Raw genomic sequence first — 15,763 nt, 5'->3', positions numbered from 1 at the left:
CGTATGAGGTACAAGCCCTCGAACAAACTTGAAACTTCGCGCCTTCATACTTCTGTCTTCAAACTTCTATTGACTCATCCATTGATTCAAGGCATTGTAGAGACGGGAGTTTTGATTCACAGTATTCTGAAATTATGAGTGGTATCTAATCTCAGAGTGCTGACTCCCCTTGCTTTGTGTCAATCCCTCAACTCTTTACTGAATCTCTATTCTCAGGTTTTTCTCTTCATCTTTTGTCAGTCAACCAGGATAGTGTCTTATACCAATTCTCTAAATGTTGACTACAGATAAAGTAGTTGGATTCTTTCTTTTCCCGAGCCTGTTTTTTCTTTTTCTAATAGTTGCTTTTCTGCTTCGGTTTCTAGAATATCTAAGTGATAGACTCCTGCCATAATTCTTCAAAAAATTCAACTAAAGAAATTATCCTCTATCTATAGCTTTCTTTTCCAGAATTGGTATTAAGGCTTCATGGCAATAGCGATCGCTGGCTCGGAAATCAGAACTACAGATTTATTAGCAGCTAAGGCCGAGTTAAAACGGCAGCAGGAGTCAAAGAAACTAAAAATAGAAGATAAAGTGTTAAGTCTTCTCTTAGATTACGAAGCAGCCAACCGCAAACGTGACTTACTTACTTTTCAGTTAGAAACTTTAGAATAGCAAAGGAAAGTAATGAGGATTAGCTATAAGTTTGGACAGGCCAGTATAAATCAGATATTAGGTATGGAAAATAAAGGCGATTGCATGACCGAACAGTTGACTAAGGTTGAGATTGAAAAAGATGAGTCGGTGCGGAAATTATTGTAGTTAGTTGGGGAAAAGTAAGAAGAGCGAAGATTCTCGGACAGAATGAGAAGTTAATTACTGCTGAGGTGAGGCATGGATATTAGGGGTGGGAAGTAGAGCGATCAATTTTCTTTAAATAAAGAGTAGTTAAAATGTTATATGTAAGTAATATGACTCTTTAAATTGATTTATAGATAAAGATGACTGGAGAACTTAGAAGAAAGTTTTTCTAAAAAATAAGGAATTATTACCTGAGTATTCTGGAATATATATAGTTGCAAACCAAACAGACTTTGTTCTATATGTAGGAAAAAGTAAAAATATTAAGTCTAGATGGAACGGTCATCATCGACATAAACAACTCCTCAGAAGGGATAAAAACGCTGAGCAAGATAATTTTTGTTTGAAAATGTCGCCACTTAAAAGGTTCTTGGGAATTCATTAGAGAGAGTTAAAGTTCTTGTATGTTCGTTAGTTTGTAGCATACTATATGGCTGTTCTCATTTTTTGCGACATAACCAGATCATCGTTACACAAAAATAAGGGTTGTAACCAGTCAAAACTTCAGAAATTTCTGGAGTGCTAATCGCACAATCGAGAGATATGAATCGATGAACACGATCTGTAAAGGTCAAATCAAGAATGTAAAAAGAGATGATGTTGTAAGTCAAATTAGATTTATTCATTCTCTTTTTGGGATAGCTGTGTAAAATTGCCAGAAAAATAAGTCAATTTAAAGATTAACTCTTCTTTTTTGCTTTTATCTCAACTTTTTGCAACACTACCCTCAAGAGTTATTGCCGTTGAGAAATAGAATAATCGGATTCGATTCTTGCTTTAGATCTTTATTTTGATTTCGGAGGTGCTTTTGATAGAACCTATCTACTTGTGGCGCAAGTTTTCAAAGTGTTCTTCTTTTTCTTTACTAATATTGCTGCCGATATCTTGCCAGCCATCACCCGTATATCTAGCCAAGAGATTTTGGTTTTGGTTTAGCTTATCTTGATAGAATACAGCGGTTTGCATATCAATGTGAGACAATAACTCTAAAATATCCAAAGTGCGATCGCTAATATTTTAAAAAGCGTGAAACCTTACTCATCAGATCTAAGAAAAAAGATAATTGCTAGTCATGAACAAAGGCGCACTTCCGCATGTAGGAGTATCAATACGAAAATTAGCCAATCAGTTTAGAGTAAGCAAAGGAATGGTGTGGAATTTCAGACTGGGAGACAACCTTTACAATTCAGATATGACCAAGGATTTAGAGAGTTTAGTAACTATAGCAATCCCAAATCATTTTAGAGAAAAGCTTGGGTATAATGTAAGCAAAAACCGATGACTTTAGAAGAATTAATTGCTAGCCAACCTGACTCAAGAGAATTAAAAAGAGCCTTGGTAGTAAAAATGAGAATTAAACGAATGAAGCATCGAGAGATACAGGGAATCTTGGGAGTACATTCTAGCTATATCAGCCGTTGGTCGAAGAGCTATCAAGAGCAAGGAATAGAAGGGATACTTTTAAAGCACAAAGGCAGTTGTAGCTATTTGAATCAAGAAGAGAGAATGGCAGTCGAGAAGTGGATTCAAGAGAAAAAACAGAGAACCTTATGGGATGTAATTGAATATATCGAGCAGAACTACAAAGTAGTGTATCGCTCGATGCAAAGCTATTACGACTTATTAAAAGGGGCAGAAATGAGCTGGCACAGGGGGAGAAAAAAAGTCCCCGATACAATGAATGTTTGGTGCGGCAACACAATCAGATGATTAATGCTTGGTTGAGCGAACACATCGAACAAATTAAGGCAGGAAAAATCAAAGTATTTGTCCAAGATGAATGTCATCTCAAAGGAGGAGACATTTGCGGATATGGATGGGGAAATCGTCAAGAAAGATTAGAAATTCCAGTCAAAAACTATCGTGATTCTCAAACCTATTACGGAGCAATGAATTGTCTGACAGGTGAAATGATTCTACGTTCTTACTCTACAGCCAATACTAAATCGACGATTGAGTTTGTCAAAGAACTACAGTCTCAAAATCCAGAAAGCAAAATTGCCTTAATTTGGGATGGTGCAAGTCATCATCGTTGTCGCGAATTTCGAGATTTTCTTGCTCAAAATAATCAAGGACAAGAGTGGAATGTCCATTGTCTTCGTTTTGCGAGACAGCGCGTTGCGGGTGTTCCGCCCGTTGTAGCGACTGTCGAGGTTGCTCCCTATGCACCTGAAGAAAATCCCATCGAAAACGTTTGGGGACAACTTAAACAAATGTTGCGCTCGCTTTGTTTTTTGTGTCGCTCATTTCAATTAACTAAAAAATTGTTGGAGATGTTAGTCAAGTATCAATTGTTTGTCTTACCAGACCTGAATAAATACAATGCCCTCTCTAGTATCACTTAGGATTGCTATAGATAAAAATATCAGTGTAATTGACTTAATAATCAAGGAGAAAATCTCCAAAACTAGTAAAATTCTTAAATAATTACGCTCATTTTAGGTTATGGGACTGGAGATAAATAAAAATAACTGTCTGGTTGAATAGAAGACAGTTAGGAAATTTAAAATGTTACCTTTATTTTATCTCGATTATCTCAAAACTTATCTGCCCTCATCAGAATTATTAACATTACAAATTCCAGTTTGGCTTTTGCAAGTTAATCGGCAGGTTAGGATTGAGAGATTAGCATCTAGTTTCCCCTATCTTATCAAATGTGAAAGCAGAAGAAAAAAGATACAAATATTTTTAGCTTTACCTAGATTAAGCTTGTCATTACTTTGGTTTCCTTTAATAAAAAAGATAATTTCTAGTCAATTCAAAAAAGGCGATCGCTTAATTATAACTATCGACCGAACCCAATGGAAAGCTAATAATATTTCAATGGTAAGTGTTATTTGGAAAAAGCGCACCGCCTGCGCTGAGGTTTCCTCAGCGTAAAGACGGAGCAAGCAGAGAGCCTTACCAATTTACTGGTTACTCTTATCAAAGAAAGGAAGTAGTAATTTTTATGAGCAAACCGCTACAATTAGACCTGTGCTTCGTTTACTAAAAGAGTACAATTTACTAGTAATAGGTGATAGAGAATACAGGAGTACAGCTTTTGCGCTTTGGCTTACTAAAAAGAAAATAGATTTTGTTCTTAGATTAAATAAGAATACTAAAATAAAACCTGGTTATCAGAAATATCAATCCCTTGATTCTTTAAATATAAAACCAGGCGATAAAGTCTTATATGATAGTGTTTTAGTTACAGAAAATAATCAAAAAAATAGATTTAATGTAGTAGTTTATTGGCGCAGAAAATATAGTAATAAACAACTGCCCAATCCTTGGTACTTGCTTACCAACTTGAAAAATAAAGAGCAAATTATTAAGATATTTGCGTCTCGTGGTGGGATAGAAGCTATGTTCCGTGATTGTAAATCTGGCGGTTATAATCTCGAAGATTCTCAAGCTAATGAACAACGTCTTACTAATTTAATTCTGCTTATAGCGATCTCTTATACGGCTAGTTGTTTAGTAGGATTGAAAATTAGAAATACTGGATATCAAGAATACATTAATCGTCTCAAATTTGAAGGTAAAAACAGACCAAGACATAGTTGTTTTTGGACAGGAATATACGGTACAACATGGGTGTTGTCTATGGATATATGTTGGTCATGGGTCGAAAAGTTAATGCTAACAGCTATCAATAAACTCCCATTTTATCTTCAAGGTCTTAACGCTATGAAACGCATACAGAGTATATTTTAGCGCAGTCGTCACCCCGTCAGCTCATCCCCGCAATCTCGGAAAAGATGTTAATCCAACAATTAAGAAAGTTAGAAAGAGATGGTTTAGTCCATCGTCAGGTTTACTCTCAAGTTCCTCCAAAAGTAGAGTATTCTTCTATCGACTATGCTGAGAGTTTCAAACCAGTCTTAGAAGTTTTTTGTAATTGGGGAGAAAAGCATCTGAAAAAAATTCCCGATAACAGTTGATTGAGAAGTTGACGCTCGCTTTACCAATAATGCGAGATGAACCTGTAATAATTGCTATGTTGCCGTTTAAGTTAACCATAATCTTAAATTAATTTTTTATTCAAAATCTGTTGGTAAATCTGGTGATCTGTAATACTCAAAAAACTTAAGTAGTTGTGATTTTTTAACTCTCGATTCTGATAGTTCGTTGGAAATTTCTGTATCACTAAAAAAAGCAATCTCACTAACTTCGTTATTAATCTCAGGAGCATTGCTGAAAAGTAATGACAAATTTAGAATAACTGATGCAACGACTCGCGAGATTGTAAGTAGCTCCACTCAATTAAACATTAAACGTTTTACAGCATAATTTCCCTATTGACCTCGATTCTCGATGCCTTTAATAATTGCTTTTGCCAAATCATATTTATCCTCAAATACACGACCACCCAATTCTTGGCGCTGAGTTTTCTTGCCCAAGGTGTAATCAATCCAATTCAAGTGGTGACATCAACCTTCTATTTCCGCCTAAAACAAGAGATCGAACAAAGACGAAAAATTAAGGTTTTGACTCAGTTTGACAAACAATAGATATTCTCTTTATCTTATAGTTCAAAATTTTCCGTAATGCTCAAACTTCCCAAGCTCACCTGAATTTGAAATCGTTTTCCTCTTTCTCCTCTAAAGGGTTTAAGTTGAATGTAGTTATCTTGAGTTCTCGATTGCACTTCTTGGAGAACTTTTCCTGCTTTTGACAACAAAATCAGTTTTAAATTGGGTGGCAAATGTCTCGCTTCACCGCCAGGATGTAGTTGGATTGAAACAACTAATTTTCCATTGGATTCCGCTTTGATTTTTACTAATAATGCTACATTTCGTTCTCCCAACTGCACACCCAAGTTAATGAGTTTAGCTCGCTTCACTTCTTCATCGGCATTTCTAAGACCGTACTCTAAATTTGCTTCTAGGTTGATAAGCGAGTCAATTGTCTGCCAAGTTCCATCAAATACATTTTGCAACCACTGACTTAATTTAGTCGTGCTTTTTTGAATGTATTCTTTTGATGTTGCTGTTGTGATGTTTACTGCTTCTACAGGAAGAGAAATGCTGGTTGGTTTCAAAAAACGGCAATAGAATAACAGGTGATTTGGCTCTGGATCGAATAAAGATAGTGGTAACTGGTAAAAATTATCTTGGGGTTGTGAATTTATGTCCTCGCGATAATTAATCAATTGGTCATAGTTAAGACAACCTCTAAAAATAGCTTCTTCTTGCTCTTCTAATACTTCCAAAATTACGTAAAAATGAGTTGTTAGTTCGGAAGACTCTACAACGTTTCTTGGCAGCTCGACTAGTTCATCTAGCAGATTCTCAGTAGCGATCGCACAAACCTTAAATTCACCGATGTTAAGCCTACCCGTATTCTCAATTATGCGATCGCTCTTGCTAATAGATTGCTCTGGCATTCTCTCTTTGAGCCATTTCTCTAAGGCAAACAATGCCAATGTATTTAAATATATTTGCCATTGGTTCGATTCATGACTTGCTAGTTTGCTAATATTTTTAGCTCGATCCAAATCTTCTGACTCTAACCAAATAGATTCTGGTAATAAAAGTCTAAAATCAGTTGGGGTGTTTGGGTATTTGTGCATTTTTACCTCTAAATATTTTTGGATTAATTAAGTTATATTGTTTAAAATCAGACAAAGCTGTTGAGAGTATACGCTCTCCATTTTGCGGTTTTTTCCTGCCTTAATTTCTTTTGCTGCTTCCACAAAAATTTCTGCATCGGCAAAAGCTTCAATTTGTTCGGTTACGCTTTGAAGATATTCTAGTTTTGGAGGATTTTCGATTAAACCCTTCGAGCGCGCTTTTTCCAAGATATTTACCAGCAGTTTTTGCACGCAGACAACACGCACTTTATTAAGTAGTTCCCCAGGATTTAATATTCGTCTGGCTCGATCCCAATTTGCCATTCCCAGTTTAGGTGCAATATCTTTTAAACTCAAACCGCGACCATAATACAGTTGTAATCCAGGAATAAATTGTTGGGCATAGGTTGCATATGTTTTGCTTTTTTCTAATTTAGTTATCCAACCGCGAACTTCTTGCTCTATCGTCTGAGTTAAAGCTATTGTGAGTTGTTCGTGTATAAATTCCACAAGTTCCTGTTGTTCGACATCTGATTTGTCTGTAGATTCATTGGGTAAATCCGTTCTGGTTGTATAATCGCCAGTATTGGGATCTTGAATCTCCAAAGATTCTCTATTACTCCATACATCATATTGTCTTAGCTGCAATGCTACCTGCTTTAGTTCTTTGAGCAACTTTGCCGTAGTTTTAATAGCGACTCTCGCTTGCAAACAGGCAAGCATTTCCTCTAATTGAACGGTTGAGGGGTCGGGACATCTTTTTGCTGCTGGTTTTCGCTGCCGAACTCTGTCGCGACGGTAGACTAAATGATAGACTTCTACGAGATGGCGATCGCGTTCTGCCAATCGCTCAATTTGTTTGGGTCTAGCTCTATTCAACAGTGCCCAATCACTAAGGTGTCTAAAACCAAATTCGGATAAGAATTTTTTGATTTCGGGATGTTGTTTGGTTTGCAAATATGCCCAATTATCCAAGCTCATTCTCGAGAGAGAATCGGCATCATAGGTTTGCAAAACTTTGACGGTAAAAAATTGGTAAGCAGTTGGTTTGACTTTACCCTTTTTATCTAAAATCATTTGAGTTTTGCGATCGCGACTTAAGATTACCAGAGTTTCTCCGTCATCATTGAGAACAAACGTCAGTAAATCTTGGTAGCTAAACTGCTTGTCACCAGCGAAAAGACTATCCAGCTTGCAGCAGGCTTTGAGAATAGGTTCGGAAACATAACACCTCAAACAAAGACCGGCTTGGGCAAGACTTGCGAGATCTACCGCCGGATCTTTATGGTGAAAATACGAAATCAAATTCGATTTTAGGTCATTATTCTGAGTTTTGACTAATTTTTGCTCGACAAACTCTCGTGCCAAGGGTGCTACAACCTGTTTATATCCCAACCTTGACCCAGCAGGATTGATGCGCCAAATTTTCCAGTATCTTTGTGACACAGTCATAAATATTGCTTTACCTCATATTGATTAATCTTCTATTTCTAAAGTGCATAGATTCATAGTTGCCAAAGTTTTGAACTGATGCAGTTTTTACAACACAACCAGACCATTGACACGATTTAAATTTAAATCAGTTTATCTTTTTTTGATTCAGCAGTTTCATTGCTACTTCTACGCTGGATCTCATTCGATTAAAGGCAATCACCAGAAGACCAATTTCATCTTGGGAATCTTCTTGAAAATTAGCTTTGAGATCTCCGCGGCTTATGGCTTGTGCGGTTCTAGCTATTTTTTGAATCCGCTGAATTACGAAGCGTTTCAAGAGGAGATTAAGCGAAAAAATAATCACAATAAAAGTAGCAGCCAAAATTGTCATCGTAGTCACAAATGAACGACGAACACTGGTCAAAATTTCTTTAGCTGGAACGTAGATAACCTGAGCTGCGACGATTTGATTCAGTTCCCATCCAAAACCGTTTTCGGTACCATAAGTCGTTAACAAGCTCTGAGGAGCTTTGCTTGGACTAGAGTGGCATTCGAGGCAACTTTGTTTTTTTAGGGTAAATGGTCGTGCTACGTAAAATACCTCTCCTTCAGAAAACTCACGCCATCCACTTTTTTGCAAGGAACCTTGCTCTTTAAACTCTTCTACCAGCTTAGTTTCAAACTCGTCTGCCCGATCTCGTAAGTTTATTGGATTAGGTGCGGCATCTTTATAAATAAACTGTGCATAATCTGGATTTTTACGAAAATACTCAAAGACTTCTCTGGCAGCGAAGGTTGGAATTGCCTCTGGAGTAAATTCAAATTCAGTTTCTATTCTCTCTTTTAGAAGAGGATTAATTCGATCTTGAGTATAGTTTCTAACTGCATTTACTGTCTCCATGAGGACTAAACCTTTAGAGCTAACTTCAGTTTCTGCCCGATGCTCAAGTGCCTTCCAAAATGTTAATCCACTGAGTAAAATTCCTATAGTGAAAATAATAATTACAAACGAATTAAATTTAGTGCCGATTTTGATATTCTCGAAGCGAGTCCTGAAAAACATAACTTATTCTTGAGCCTAGTTTTTTTTAAGTAATTGTTGTTTTTCTAAATTAGAGCAATATATTAAGCTTCTTGCGATCGCTATTTAAGTTGAGTCCATAAACCACCGTTTGAATTCAGCAGCTTGTTGAGGCTCTAAAATGCCAGCCGATAGTGTTTCAATAAATTCTACCTGGGAAATTTGAGGAAAGGAAGCTAGAGTATCTCTAACTAAAAAGGTGGCGATCGGTCCGATAATTTCTGCGAGTGCTCGTTCGTATTCACAGATTAAAAACTCGCTAATTTCTGGTTCTTGAGAGATAATATAAGCATCTGTTTGCACTTGGGTGCTGCGCTGAACCTCTTGCAGCAAAGGTATTATCTGCCGTTTAAACTCGGTTATTTGAGAGACACAAAGGTAAGCCGACAACTCTTCTAATAACTGTTCGAGAGTAAATGACTGTGTCTTAAACTGTTGGATTGAGGCAGAGGCGATCGGTCCTATTAGATCTAACAAGATTTTTTCTACATGGGAATATTGCTCTAAAGTTAGGCAAGCTTTGCCATGAGACAACGGGGCCTGCTCCGACTTCGTAACAATGGAAGCTATTTGACTATTTGCTTCAATAGTAATATCAGCTTCAGCATCGGACTCTAGTTTTGGTTTCAGTTTTAGAACCATCTTGGAAGCTCGAATCAAGTTATCGGTATTTGTTTTTGATTCCAAATTAAATAGTGAGGAGCGATGCACAACGCCATCTAACTGTAACCAAGTAGGCAATTCAAGGGTCGGATTTTGGCAACTTATAGGCAACCAAGAGGCTCCAGGAAAATCTTCTTCCAACCCTTGCAATTTTCTGCACGAGCGTCGCATCGCTTGATTGAAAGAAAGCCTATCGATGGCAAATGCTTCTAAAAAGTACTTTAGAAACTCCTGTGCTACTCGATTGGGTACTGGTTCTCGCATCACCACTACCACAGGAATATCTAATCTCTCCAGTGCTGAAGCCAATCCCAATCCATCACAGGAATTGAAGATAGTCAGCATTAGTCCCCGTTCGATGGAAGCTTTAAGTGCCTCCTCTAATTTTTCAATGGTGATGCTATTATTCGTGGGATTTTCGTTAATGTATAGTCGACCAGTTTTTGCTTCGGTTTGGCTGTGTCCTGCGAAAAAAAGGATATCCCAACCAAGAGGATTCCAAAGTTCTGTATTAAATTCTTGACGAGAAGGATTGACAAGAAATGTGGTTTCGGCATCGGGTAAATTTTGGAGAAATTCCCTTTCTGCCCTAACATCAATATTTCTGCTATCGCCTATAATTGCTAAAATTCTAATTTTGTTTCTCAGAATTTGAGTATGTCGAAATTGGCGGTGTTTGTAATCTGATTGACTTAGAGCGATATTTGCTTTTCGATAATCTTGGAAAAATTCCCATTTATGCCAGGGTAGGTGCCGTAGCAACTCATTGTCAGTTTCTAAAATGATGCGAATTTCTTCTGTTAGATTAAGTCGCGATCGCATACGTCGCTCTATTTTTAAAAAATCTGTCGTACTCAGCCAAATATTTAGCTCTTTACATAGCTGCTGGCTCACCCAATCAAAATTATTCTGAGAAACATTGGTAATCCCCACTTCGTCGATTTCTAGCAGATCGTCTTCTTCAACTGCTAGTACCGCAGAACGAGGCAATTGGGAACTACACAGACAGTGGTAGATTGACTGCCAAGTCCGATATAGTTCGATTAATTTGGGCGCAGGTGGTAAACTACCTACAGACTGTTCGGGCAAGCTACTTTCTGCCGTCCAGAGCCGAACAGTTACTTGAGGAAACCCAGTCAGAAGGTCACCGCTTCCTAGATTTAAGATGACCAGCGTACTCATCGAGTAATTTTCTAAAATATAGAAACCATTTAATCTAATAGCCTAGCACTCTAGATGCTCGGACTCTACTTTACATACTAATTTATTTATTCTCATGTAGGGTAGGTCAGGAGTATTGCTACTCCTTTCCCCCCGTAGAACCGAACGTACAGGTTTCCAAGTATTCGGCTCAAGCATTTACTACGATTTTGTTGATTACTAATTGACTATACATAGCTCTTTTTATTTCCCTTTATTATTAGGAGGTTTCTATATTCCATTTACTCCTTCAACCTTACTTCCAGGAAATATATCAAGCTCTAAGTTACGTTTGGATTAAAAGGCAACCATCTAACTTTTCCTTAGATTTAATCTTTCGTATACTCCAAAATATTGTAGTTAACACCTGTGTTCACGTCAGCATCCTTTCAGATTGGGTATATTCCCTATTCACCGAGTTATTTATTACTCTTATCTTTCGATCTGGTGACATTAGCTTTTTGAAGGTGAGGGGTGGCTCTGTTTAAGAGCCATACCCAATCACCTTGTTGAACTATCCTGCTCCCTCTCAAGAATTAGACTTTCCTTGCGGTTGGCTTACTCAGAAGAGACTTGATAGGGGTTTTCCTGTTCCACATTGTTGAGATGCGACGTATTTAGACTCCTGCTCTACTCCTGTTATTCGGGATTGTTGATAGTCTAATAATTTATAATTCTAGAATAAATTATTTAGAATTCAGTAAACCGGTGAATTCCCTAAATCCCTATACCCTAAACATCTTTAAAGGGTATTCTATAATATAGAAGCCTCATCACAGGTTCATTTTCATTAGTCTTGTACGTCTTACCCTAGCCTCTAATAGACTGGATGTTTCAGCTATGTTAAGACATTTAACCTTCTAGCTCTGAGACATCTCTATTACTAGAGATGCCCCTTCGGGCGGGTACAGGCTTGACTATTAAGCTGAAGTCTTTCTGAGGGACTTACTCTCGAATGCGACTTTCAGGTCGCACTAGAATGTTTGTATAATATCTGGCTTGTATTTAATGTTTAGTTATGAAAGTGCTTTTCCTTTGTTCATTTCTATATTTGGCTCTATATCAAGTTACGTTTCAATTCAAATAACTATTGTTATTGTAAAATTAATTTGCCGTATTGAAATTAATACTAGATTAAATAAATAGTTTGGATAAAATTTTTATTATGATTCAATAATAGTTACCTGCTTTATCTGAATTAACAAGTTTTATTATATGGACAACACAATTTAGTTGCTGTACTAAGTACCATAATGTCGGAATATCTCTATTACCTGACCTTGCACTTAATCTCTTTAATGAAAGGTATAATAGTGTACACAAATAATGTGTTGAGGTAGAAACTATGTTGGAACTAAAAGAGGCTCTACAACAAAGACTTGCTGTGCTTAATGGTGTACCAACTAAGTCGCAAAATAAGGCTATTACTAATACCTCAAAAGAATATATTACTCATACCTTGATGCAAGCGGGTATTTTAAACGAGCAAGGTGAAATTCGCGATCTCAAGATATCAGCATAAGTGTACGTCTCTCCACAGATAGTTGTTGGTTTTCATGGCTGCGATCGCTCTACATCCGCTCGGGTCATACAGCAAAATACCCATCTTTCTAATAGCGAAAATAAATACGATTGGCTGGGACACGGTATTTACTTTTGGTCAGGCAGCTATGAAAGAGCTTACTTATGGGCAAAAAACAGTAATAAAGTTTCCGAACCCACTGTAATAGGTGCATTTATCCGATTAGGTAACTGCCTCGATTTACTGGATACTGCCAAAATAGATTATCTCAAACTAGGTTACGAAATACTTGAAAAAGAAGTTGCTAGTTTGGGAAAAGCTTTACCCAAGAATAAAAGTTTTCGTAACGGTATTAGCTTTAACAGAGAAATTGTGAAGTCATCCAAAGAATACACAGATTTAATAATGAAGTGATCGCCGATAGTTTTAACCTACCTGACACCGAAGGTGAAAATAAGAAACTGATACAACGCCATCCTAACTTTATTGATTCTGTTAGGGGTATGTTTCCTGAAGGGGATGAAGTTTATCCTGGCGCGGGGTTTTTATCCCAGAATCATATCCAATTATGTATTGTCAATCCTAACTGTATTATTGGATATTTTAATCCTATTCTACAGAATGGTGATTATAAGAAATTTTAGGATCAGTTATGACTCATACGCCGTGATTAAAATTATTCTTTTAGTGTGTGGCGATCGCTAACTGTGAGAAAAGCCCACCTACTAAATCTAGATGCAATCAAGGGCATCTCCGACAGACACCTTAAAAGAATTGAGAACGAAGGACAACATCCAACCCTAGATGCTCTAAAAAAATTGGCTGCATCTCACGGGCTAGATTTGGAGGATTGCGTAACCCAAGTAAATTAATCTCTTTTCAATACTAAATCTTAGACCTAAGAACGAAGATAGCTTGACGTTGTCTATAATGGGGTTTGAGTAAGTGCGATTCGTTGATGTCAGGAACTTCTAGAAAATAGGAGGGTATGGACATCCAGGGGATGATAGAGAGAAAACTATAAGTACCCTGAACTGATACATAGATGGAGGTGAAAACCCTTCCCTTAAGGAGAAAAGTGACTCCCAATCTGCCCACATCGAGTAAGCTCGGAATCTTACAGAGTGAAGCTGGGAACAGGACGCAATCAGAGCCAAAACAGATAGGCACAAGCCGCGTTAACGGGGAGACAGCATGGATAAAATAGGTTCTTAAAAAGTGTCTTAAACGCGAACCACAATCTGAATAAACAATGTGGATTTCATTACCTAAACTCACGGCATTTCTACTCCATAGCCGTACTCTCCGAGTTGGTAATAGGCAAAGTGAACCGTCCTAAACTGTCAGACAAATCTAAGTATCGGAACGAATAAAAACGTAGCACCAGGTCTGGGGGTCGAAACTTCAGTAGGATGGACGAGCATCAGAAACCCTGGCTACGGGTAGGATGAGGCGTGCAGAGTGCGAAGCACTCAGATCGTCGTCTTCGACGACTGGGAAAGCTTTGCTTTCCGCGCCAAAAGGAAATCAGAACAAACATTGTTGAGTAGAGTATGGTTGGACGCATAGAAAACTATAGCGAACTATGGGAAAGAGCCGATTGGAAGCAATTCCAGAAGGTACTATTCCGCCTACAACACCGTGTAAGGACAAAGCAGTTAGAACTGGAGACATGGCGAAAGCTAAGAACATCCAAAAGCTGATTCTGAAATCTCATTCATCAAGAATGTTAGCTATCAGACAAGTAACACAGTTAAATCAAGGGAAAAAAACTGCTGGAGTAGATGGCTCGGCAAAACTAACATTTGAAGAAAGATTTGAGCTTGAATCTACGCTCAAAAAATCAGCTAGTGAGTGGAAACACGAAAAGTTGAGAGAAATTCCTATCCCTAAAAAGGATGGAACAATGCGGATGTTGAAAGTGCCTACTATCGCAGATAGAGCATGGCAATGTCTTGTCAAATATGCTCTAGAACCAGCTCACGAAGCACAATTTCATGCTAGAAGCTACGGATTTAGAACTGGACGTTCGGCACACGATGCCCAGAAGTTTTTGTTTTGTAATCTCAGAAGTAACTGCAACGGAAAAGATAAAAGAGTACTGGAACTCGATATCGAAAAATGCTTCGATAGAATAAGCCACAAAGCAATCATAAAAAGAGTTATAGCGCCTCAGTTTATTAAACAAGGAATATGGCTCTGTCTCAAAGCTGGGATAAATCCTCAATTTCCCGAACAAGGAACACCCCAGGGCGGAGTGTGTTCACCACTTTTAGCCAATGTAGCCTTAAATGGGATAGAGGATTTAGGCAAAAGCGTTAGATATGCTGATGATATGGTGTTTATTCTCAAACCCAATGAAGATGCTGACAAACTACTAGAAAAGATCAAAACATTCTTAGCAGAAAGAGGAATGAAGATCAGTGAAAGGAAAACCAAGCTGACAGCCACGACAGACGGATTTGATTTTTTAGGTTGGCATTTCAAAGTGCAAAGCCATGGAAAGTTTAAAATTACCCCTAGCGAGGAGAATTTTAAGGCATTTCAACAAAAAGTCAAAAAAGTCGTCAATAGTTCAAATTATGGTGCAACTGAAAAAGCTGACAAGCTAGCCCCCATTATACGAGGATGGCGTAACTACCATCGCTACTGCGATCTGAGTAGTACTAGAGACTCCCTTTGGTTCATAAATCATCGAACTTTCAAAGTATTCAACAAAGAAAAGAAGCAAACTAAGTATAGTGCAGAAGCATTGGTTAGAAGAGCTTTTCCAAAAGTTGGATACAAAGAGAGCAAATTTATTCCCGTCAAGGGTGAAAAATCTCCCTATGACGGTGATGTGATTTACTGGAGTCAAAGGAATAGCCGACTATACAATGGAGCAACAGCTATAGCTTTGAAGGAACAAAACCATTCATGTGGAAGATGTAAATTAAAATTCATCTCAGGTGAAAGAGTACATTTACATCACTATGATGGAAATCATGGAAACTGGGACAAGAGCAATCTTCTAGCAATACATGAAAGCTGCCACGATTATATCCACATGGGCAAAAGTAAAAGCTAAGATTTTCGGAAGCTGGATGCATGGAAACAGGCACGTCCAGATTTCACAGAGAGGGGCGAAGTGTAATAACTTCCCTCGACTCTAACCAACTGATCCAAAAATTTACTCTAAGGCTAATTTTTTTTCTGTATATAGCTTCTAGAGGATATTTTTTTGTGACAAAGCAGCTTGGACTTTTCTTACAGTGTTGACCGACGTTCCCGTCTCCTTTGCTGTTTGACGCAGAGACAGCCCTTTTTTAAACCGTGCCGCGATCGCTTAATTGTTTGGGTTTGGCTAAAAATTGTGCTTGTGATCCAGTTTCGCCTTTGGGTCTTCCGATGTGAATCTTACAATCGCGCTTTTTTTGCATTCCATGACGGATATAGAGAGAAAACAGTCGCTTATCAAAAGGTT

The 15,763-nt window shown here is 37.8% G+C and carries 17 protein-coding genes and 2 pseudogenes; 13 read left to right on the top strand and 6 right to left on the bottom strand.

What is annotated here, in order from left to right; all coding sequences use genetic code 11:
- Window positions 1–468 precede the first annotated feature (468 nt).
- The 3 genes from SLP02_RS25040 to SLP02_RS26910 all read left to right on the top strand — a co-directional run bounded on the left by SLP02_RS25040 (window position 469) and on the right by SLP02_RS26910 (window position 1,228).
- Window positions 469–657 carry a hypothetical protein gene (locus SLP02_RS25040; protein ID WP_319423427.1) on the top strand — a complete coding sequence of 63 codons (189 nt, stop codon included), beginning with the start codon at window positions 469–471 and terminating at the stop codon, window positions 655–657.
- Between the two features lie 12 nt (window positions 658–669).
- Entirely contained in the window at window positions 670–804 is a 135-nt protein-coding gene (locus SLP02_RS25035) for a hypothetical protein (protein ID WP_319423426.1), read from the top strand.
- A gap of 244 nt (window positions 805–1,048) precedes the next feature.
- Window positions 1,049–1,228, top strand: coding sequence for a GIY-YIG nuclease family protein (locus SLP02_RS26910; RefSeq protein WP_413467433.1), 180 nt, complete (start codon window positions 1,049–1,051; stop codon window positions 1,226–1,228).
- A 437-nt stretch (window positions 1,229–1,665) separates the two neighbouring features.
- Here the strand turns inward: SLP02_RS26910 and SLP02_RS25030 are convergent, their stop codons facing one another.
- Window positions 1,666–1,824, bottom strand: a complete 159-nt coding sequence (locus SLP02_RS25030; protein ID WP_319423425.1) for a hypothetical protein — start codon at window positions 1,822–1,824, stop codon at window positions 1,666–1,668.
- Between the two features lie 297 nt (window positions 1,825–2,121).
- Here SLP02_RS25030 and SLP02_RS25025 point away from each other — a divergent pair, with 297 nt between their 5' ends.
- From SLP02_RS25025 to SLP02_RS25005, 5 genes and pseudogenes are all read left to right on the top strand, one after another.
- Window positions 2,122–2,553: a helix-turn-helix domain-containing protein gene (locus SLP02_RS25025; protein WP_319423424.1), complete on the top strand. Its 432-nt coding sequence runs from the start codon at window positions 2,122–2,124 to the stop codon at window positions 2,551–2,553.
- Window positions 2,532–3,188 carry a transposase gene (locus tag SLP02_RS25020; RefSeq protein WP_319423423.1) on the top strand — a complete coding sequence of 219 codons (657 nt, stop codon included), beginning with the start codon at window positions 2,532–2,534 and terminating at the stop codon, window positions 3,186–3,188. Before SLP02_RS25025 ends, SLP02_RS25020 begins: the two co-directional genes overlap by 22 nt.
- A 163-nt stretch (window positions 3,189–3,351) precedes the next feature.
- Complete coding sequence (locus SLP02_RS25015; RefSeq protein WP_319423422.1) at window positions 3,352–3,723, top strand: hypothetical protein; 372 nt, start codon at window positions 3,352–3,354, stop codon at window positions 3,721–3,723.
- A 21-nt stretch (window positions 3,724–3,744) separates the two neighbouring features.
- Window positions 3,745–4,542 (top strand): annotated as a pseudogene (locus SLP02_RS25010) (IS4 family transposase); the annotation flags it as partial.
- Window positions 4,536–4,769 (top strand): winged helix-turn-helix transcriptional regulator, encoded by a 234-nt coding sequence (locus tag SLP02_RS25005; protein ID WP_319423726.1) that lies wholly within the window; start codon window positions 4,536–4,538, stop codon window positions 4,767–4,769. The pseudogene SLP02_RS25010 and the gene SLP02_RS25005, both read left to right, overlap by 7 nt.
- A 354-nt stretch (window positions 4,770–5,123) precedes the next feature.
- On the opposite strand, the gene SLP02_RS25000 is transcribed toward SLP02_RS25005, so the two are convergent.
- The 5 genes from SLP02_RS25000 to SLP02_RS24980 all read right to left on the bottom strand — a co-directional run bounded on the left by SLP02_RS25000 (window position 5,124) and on the right by SLP02_RS24980 (window position 10,760).
- Entirely contained in the window at window positions 5,124–5,249 is a 126-nt protein-coding gene (locus tag SLP02_RS25000) for a hypothetical protein (protein ID WP_319423421.1), read from the bottom strand.
- 104 nt (window positions 5,250–5,353) lie between these two features.
- On the bottom strand, window positions 5,354–6,400 hold the full coding sequence (locus tag SLP02_RS24995; protein ID WP_319423420.1) for a DUF1822 family protein: 1,047 nt from the start codon (window positions 6,398–6,400) through the stop codon (window positions 5,354–5,356).
- Between the two features lie 27 nt (window positions 6,401–6,427).
- On the bottom strand, window positions 6,428–7,852 hold the full coding sequence (locus SLP02_RS24990; protein WP_319423419.1) for a hypothetical protein: 1,425 nt from the start codon (window positions 7,850–7,852) through the stop codon (window positions 6,428–6,430).
- A 127-nt stretch (window positions 7,853–7,979) separates the two neighbouring features.
- Window positions 7,980–8,897 carry a c-type heme family protein gene (locus SLP02_RS24985; protein WP_319423418.1) on the bottom strand — a complete coding sequence of 306 codons (918 nt, stop codon included), beginning with the start codon at window positions 8,895–8,897 and terminating at the stop codon, window positions 7,980–7,982.
- A gap of 84 nt (window positions 8,898–8,981) precedes the next feature.
- Window positions 8,982–10,760, bottom strand: coding sequence for a CHAT domain-containing protein (locus tag SLP02_RS24980; protein WP_319423417.1), 1,779 nt, complete (start codon window positions 10,758–10,760; stop codon window positions 8,982–8,984).
- Between the two features lie 1,363 nt (window positions 10,761–12,123).
- On the opposite strand from SLP02_RS24980, the gene SLP02_RS24975 reads away from it, so the two are divergent.
- The 5 genes and pseudogenes from SLP02_RS24975 to SLP02_RS24960 all read left to right on the top strand — a co-directional run bounded on the left by SLP02_RS24975 (window position 12,124) and on the right by SLP02_RS24960 (window position 15,367).
- Window positions 12,124–12,300 carry a hypothetical protein gene (locus SLP02_RS24975; protein ID WP_319423416.1) on the top strand — a complete coding sequence of 59 codons (177 nt, stop codon included), beginning with the start codon at window positions 12,124–12,126 and terminating at the stop codon, window positions 12,298–12,300.
- A complete protein-coding gene (locus SLP02_RS24970; protein ID WP_319423415.1) occupies window positions 12,301–12,714 on the top strand; it encodes a hypothetical protein in 414 nt (137 codons plus the stop codon).
- A complete protein-coding gene (locus tag SLP02_RS24965; RefSeq protein ID WP_319423414.1) occupies window positions 12,711–12,944 on the top strand; it encodes a hypothetical protein in 234 nt (77 codons plus the stop codon). Before SLP02_RS24970 ends, SLP02_RS24965 begins: the two co-directional genes overlap by 4 nt.
- 45 nt (window positions 12,945–12,989) lie before the next feature.
- Window positions 12,990–13,172 (top strand): helix-turn-helix domain-containing protein, encoded by a 183-nt coding sequence (locus SLP02_RS26905; RefSeq protein ID WP_413467288.1) that lies wholly within the window; start codon window positions 12,990–12,992, stop codon window positions 13,170–13,172.
- A 681-nt stretch (window positions 13,173–13,853) separates the two neighbouring features.
- Window positions 13,854–15,367 (top strand): annotated as a pseudogene (locus SLP02_RS24960) (reverse transcriptase domain-containing protein).
- Window positions 15,368–15,763: the final 396 nt, after the last annotated feature.

Source organism: Pleurocapsa sp. FMAR1 (assembly GCF_963665995.1).
In the GTDB taxonomy this organism is placed as follows: domain Bacteria; phylum Cyanobacteriota; class Cyanobacteriia; order Cyanobacteriales; family Xenococcaceae; genus Waterburya.
Note: the sequence above shows the minus strand (reverse complement) of the source record. Positions and strands in the feature narration are given on the sequence as shown.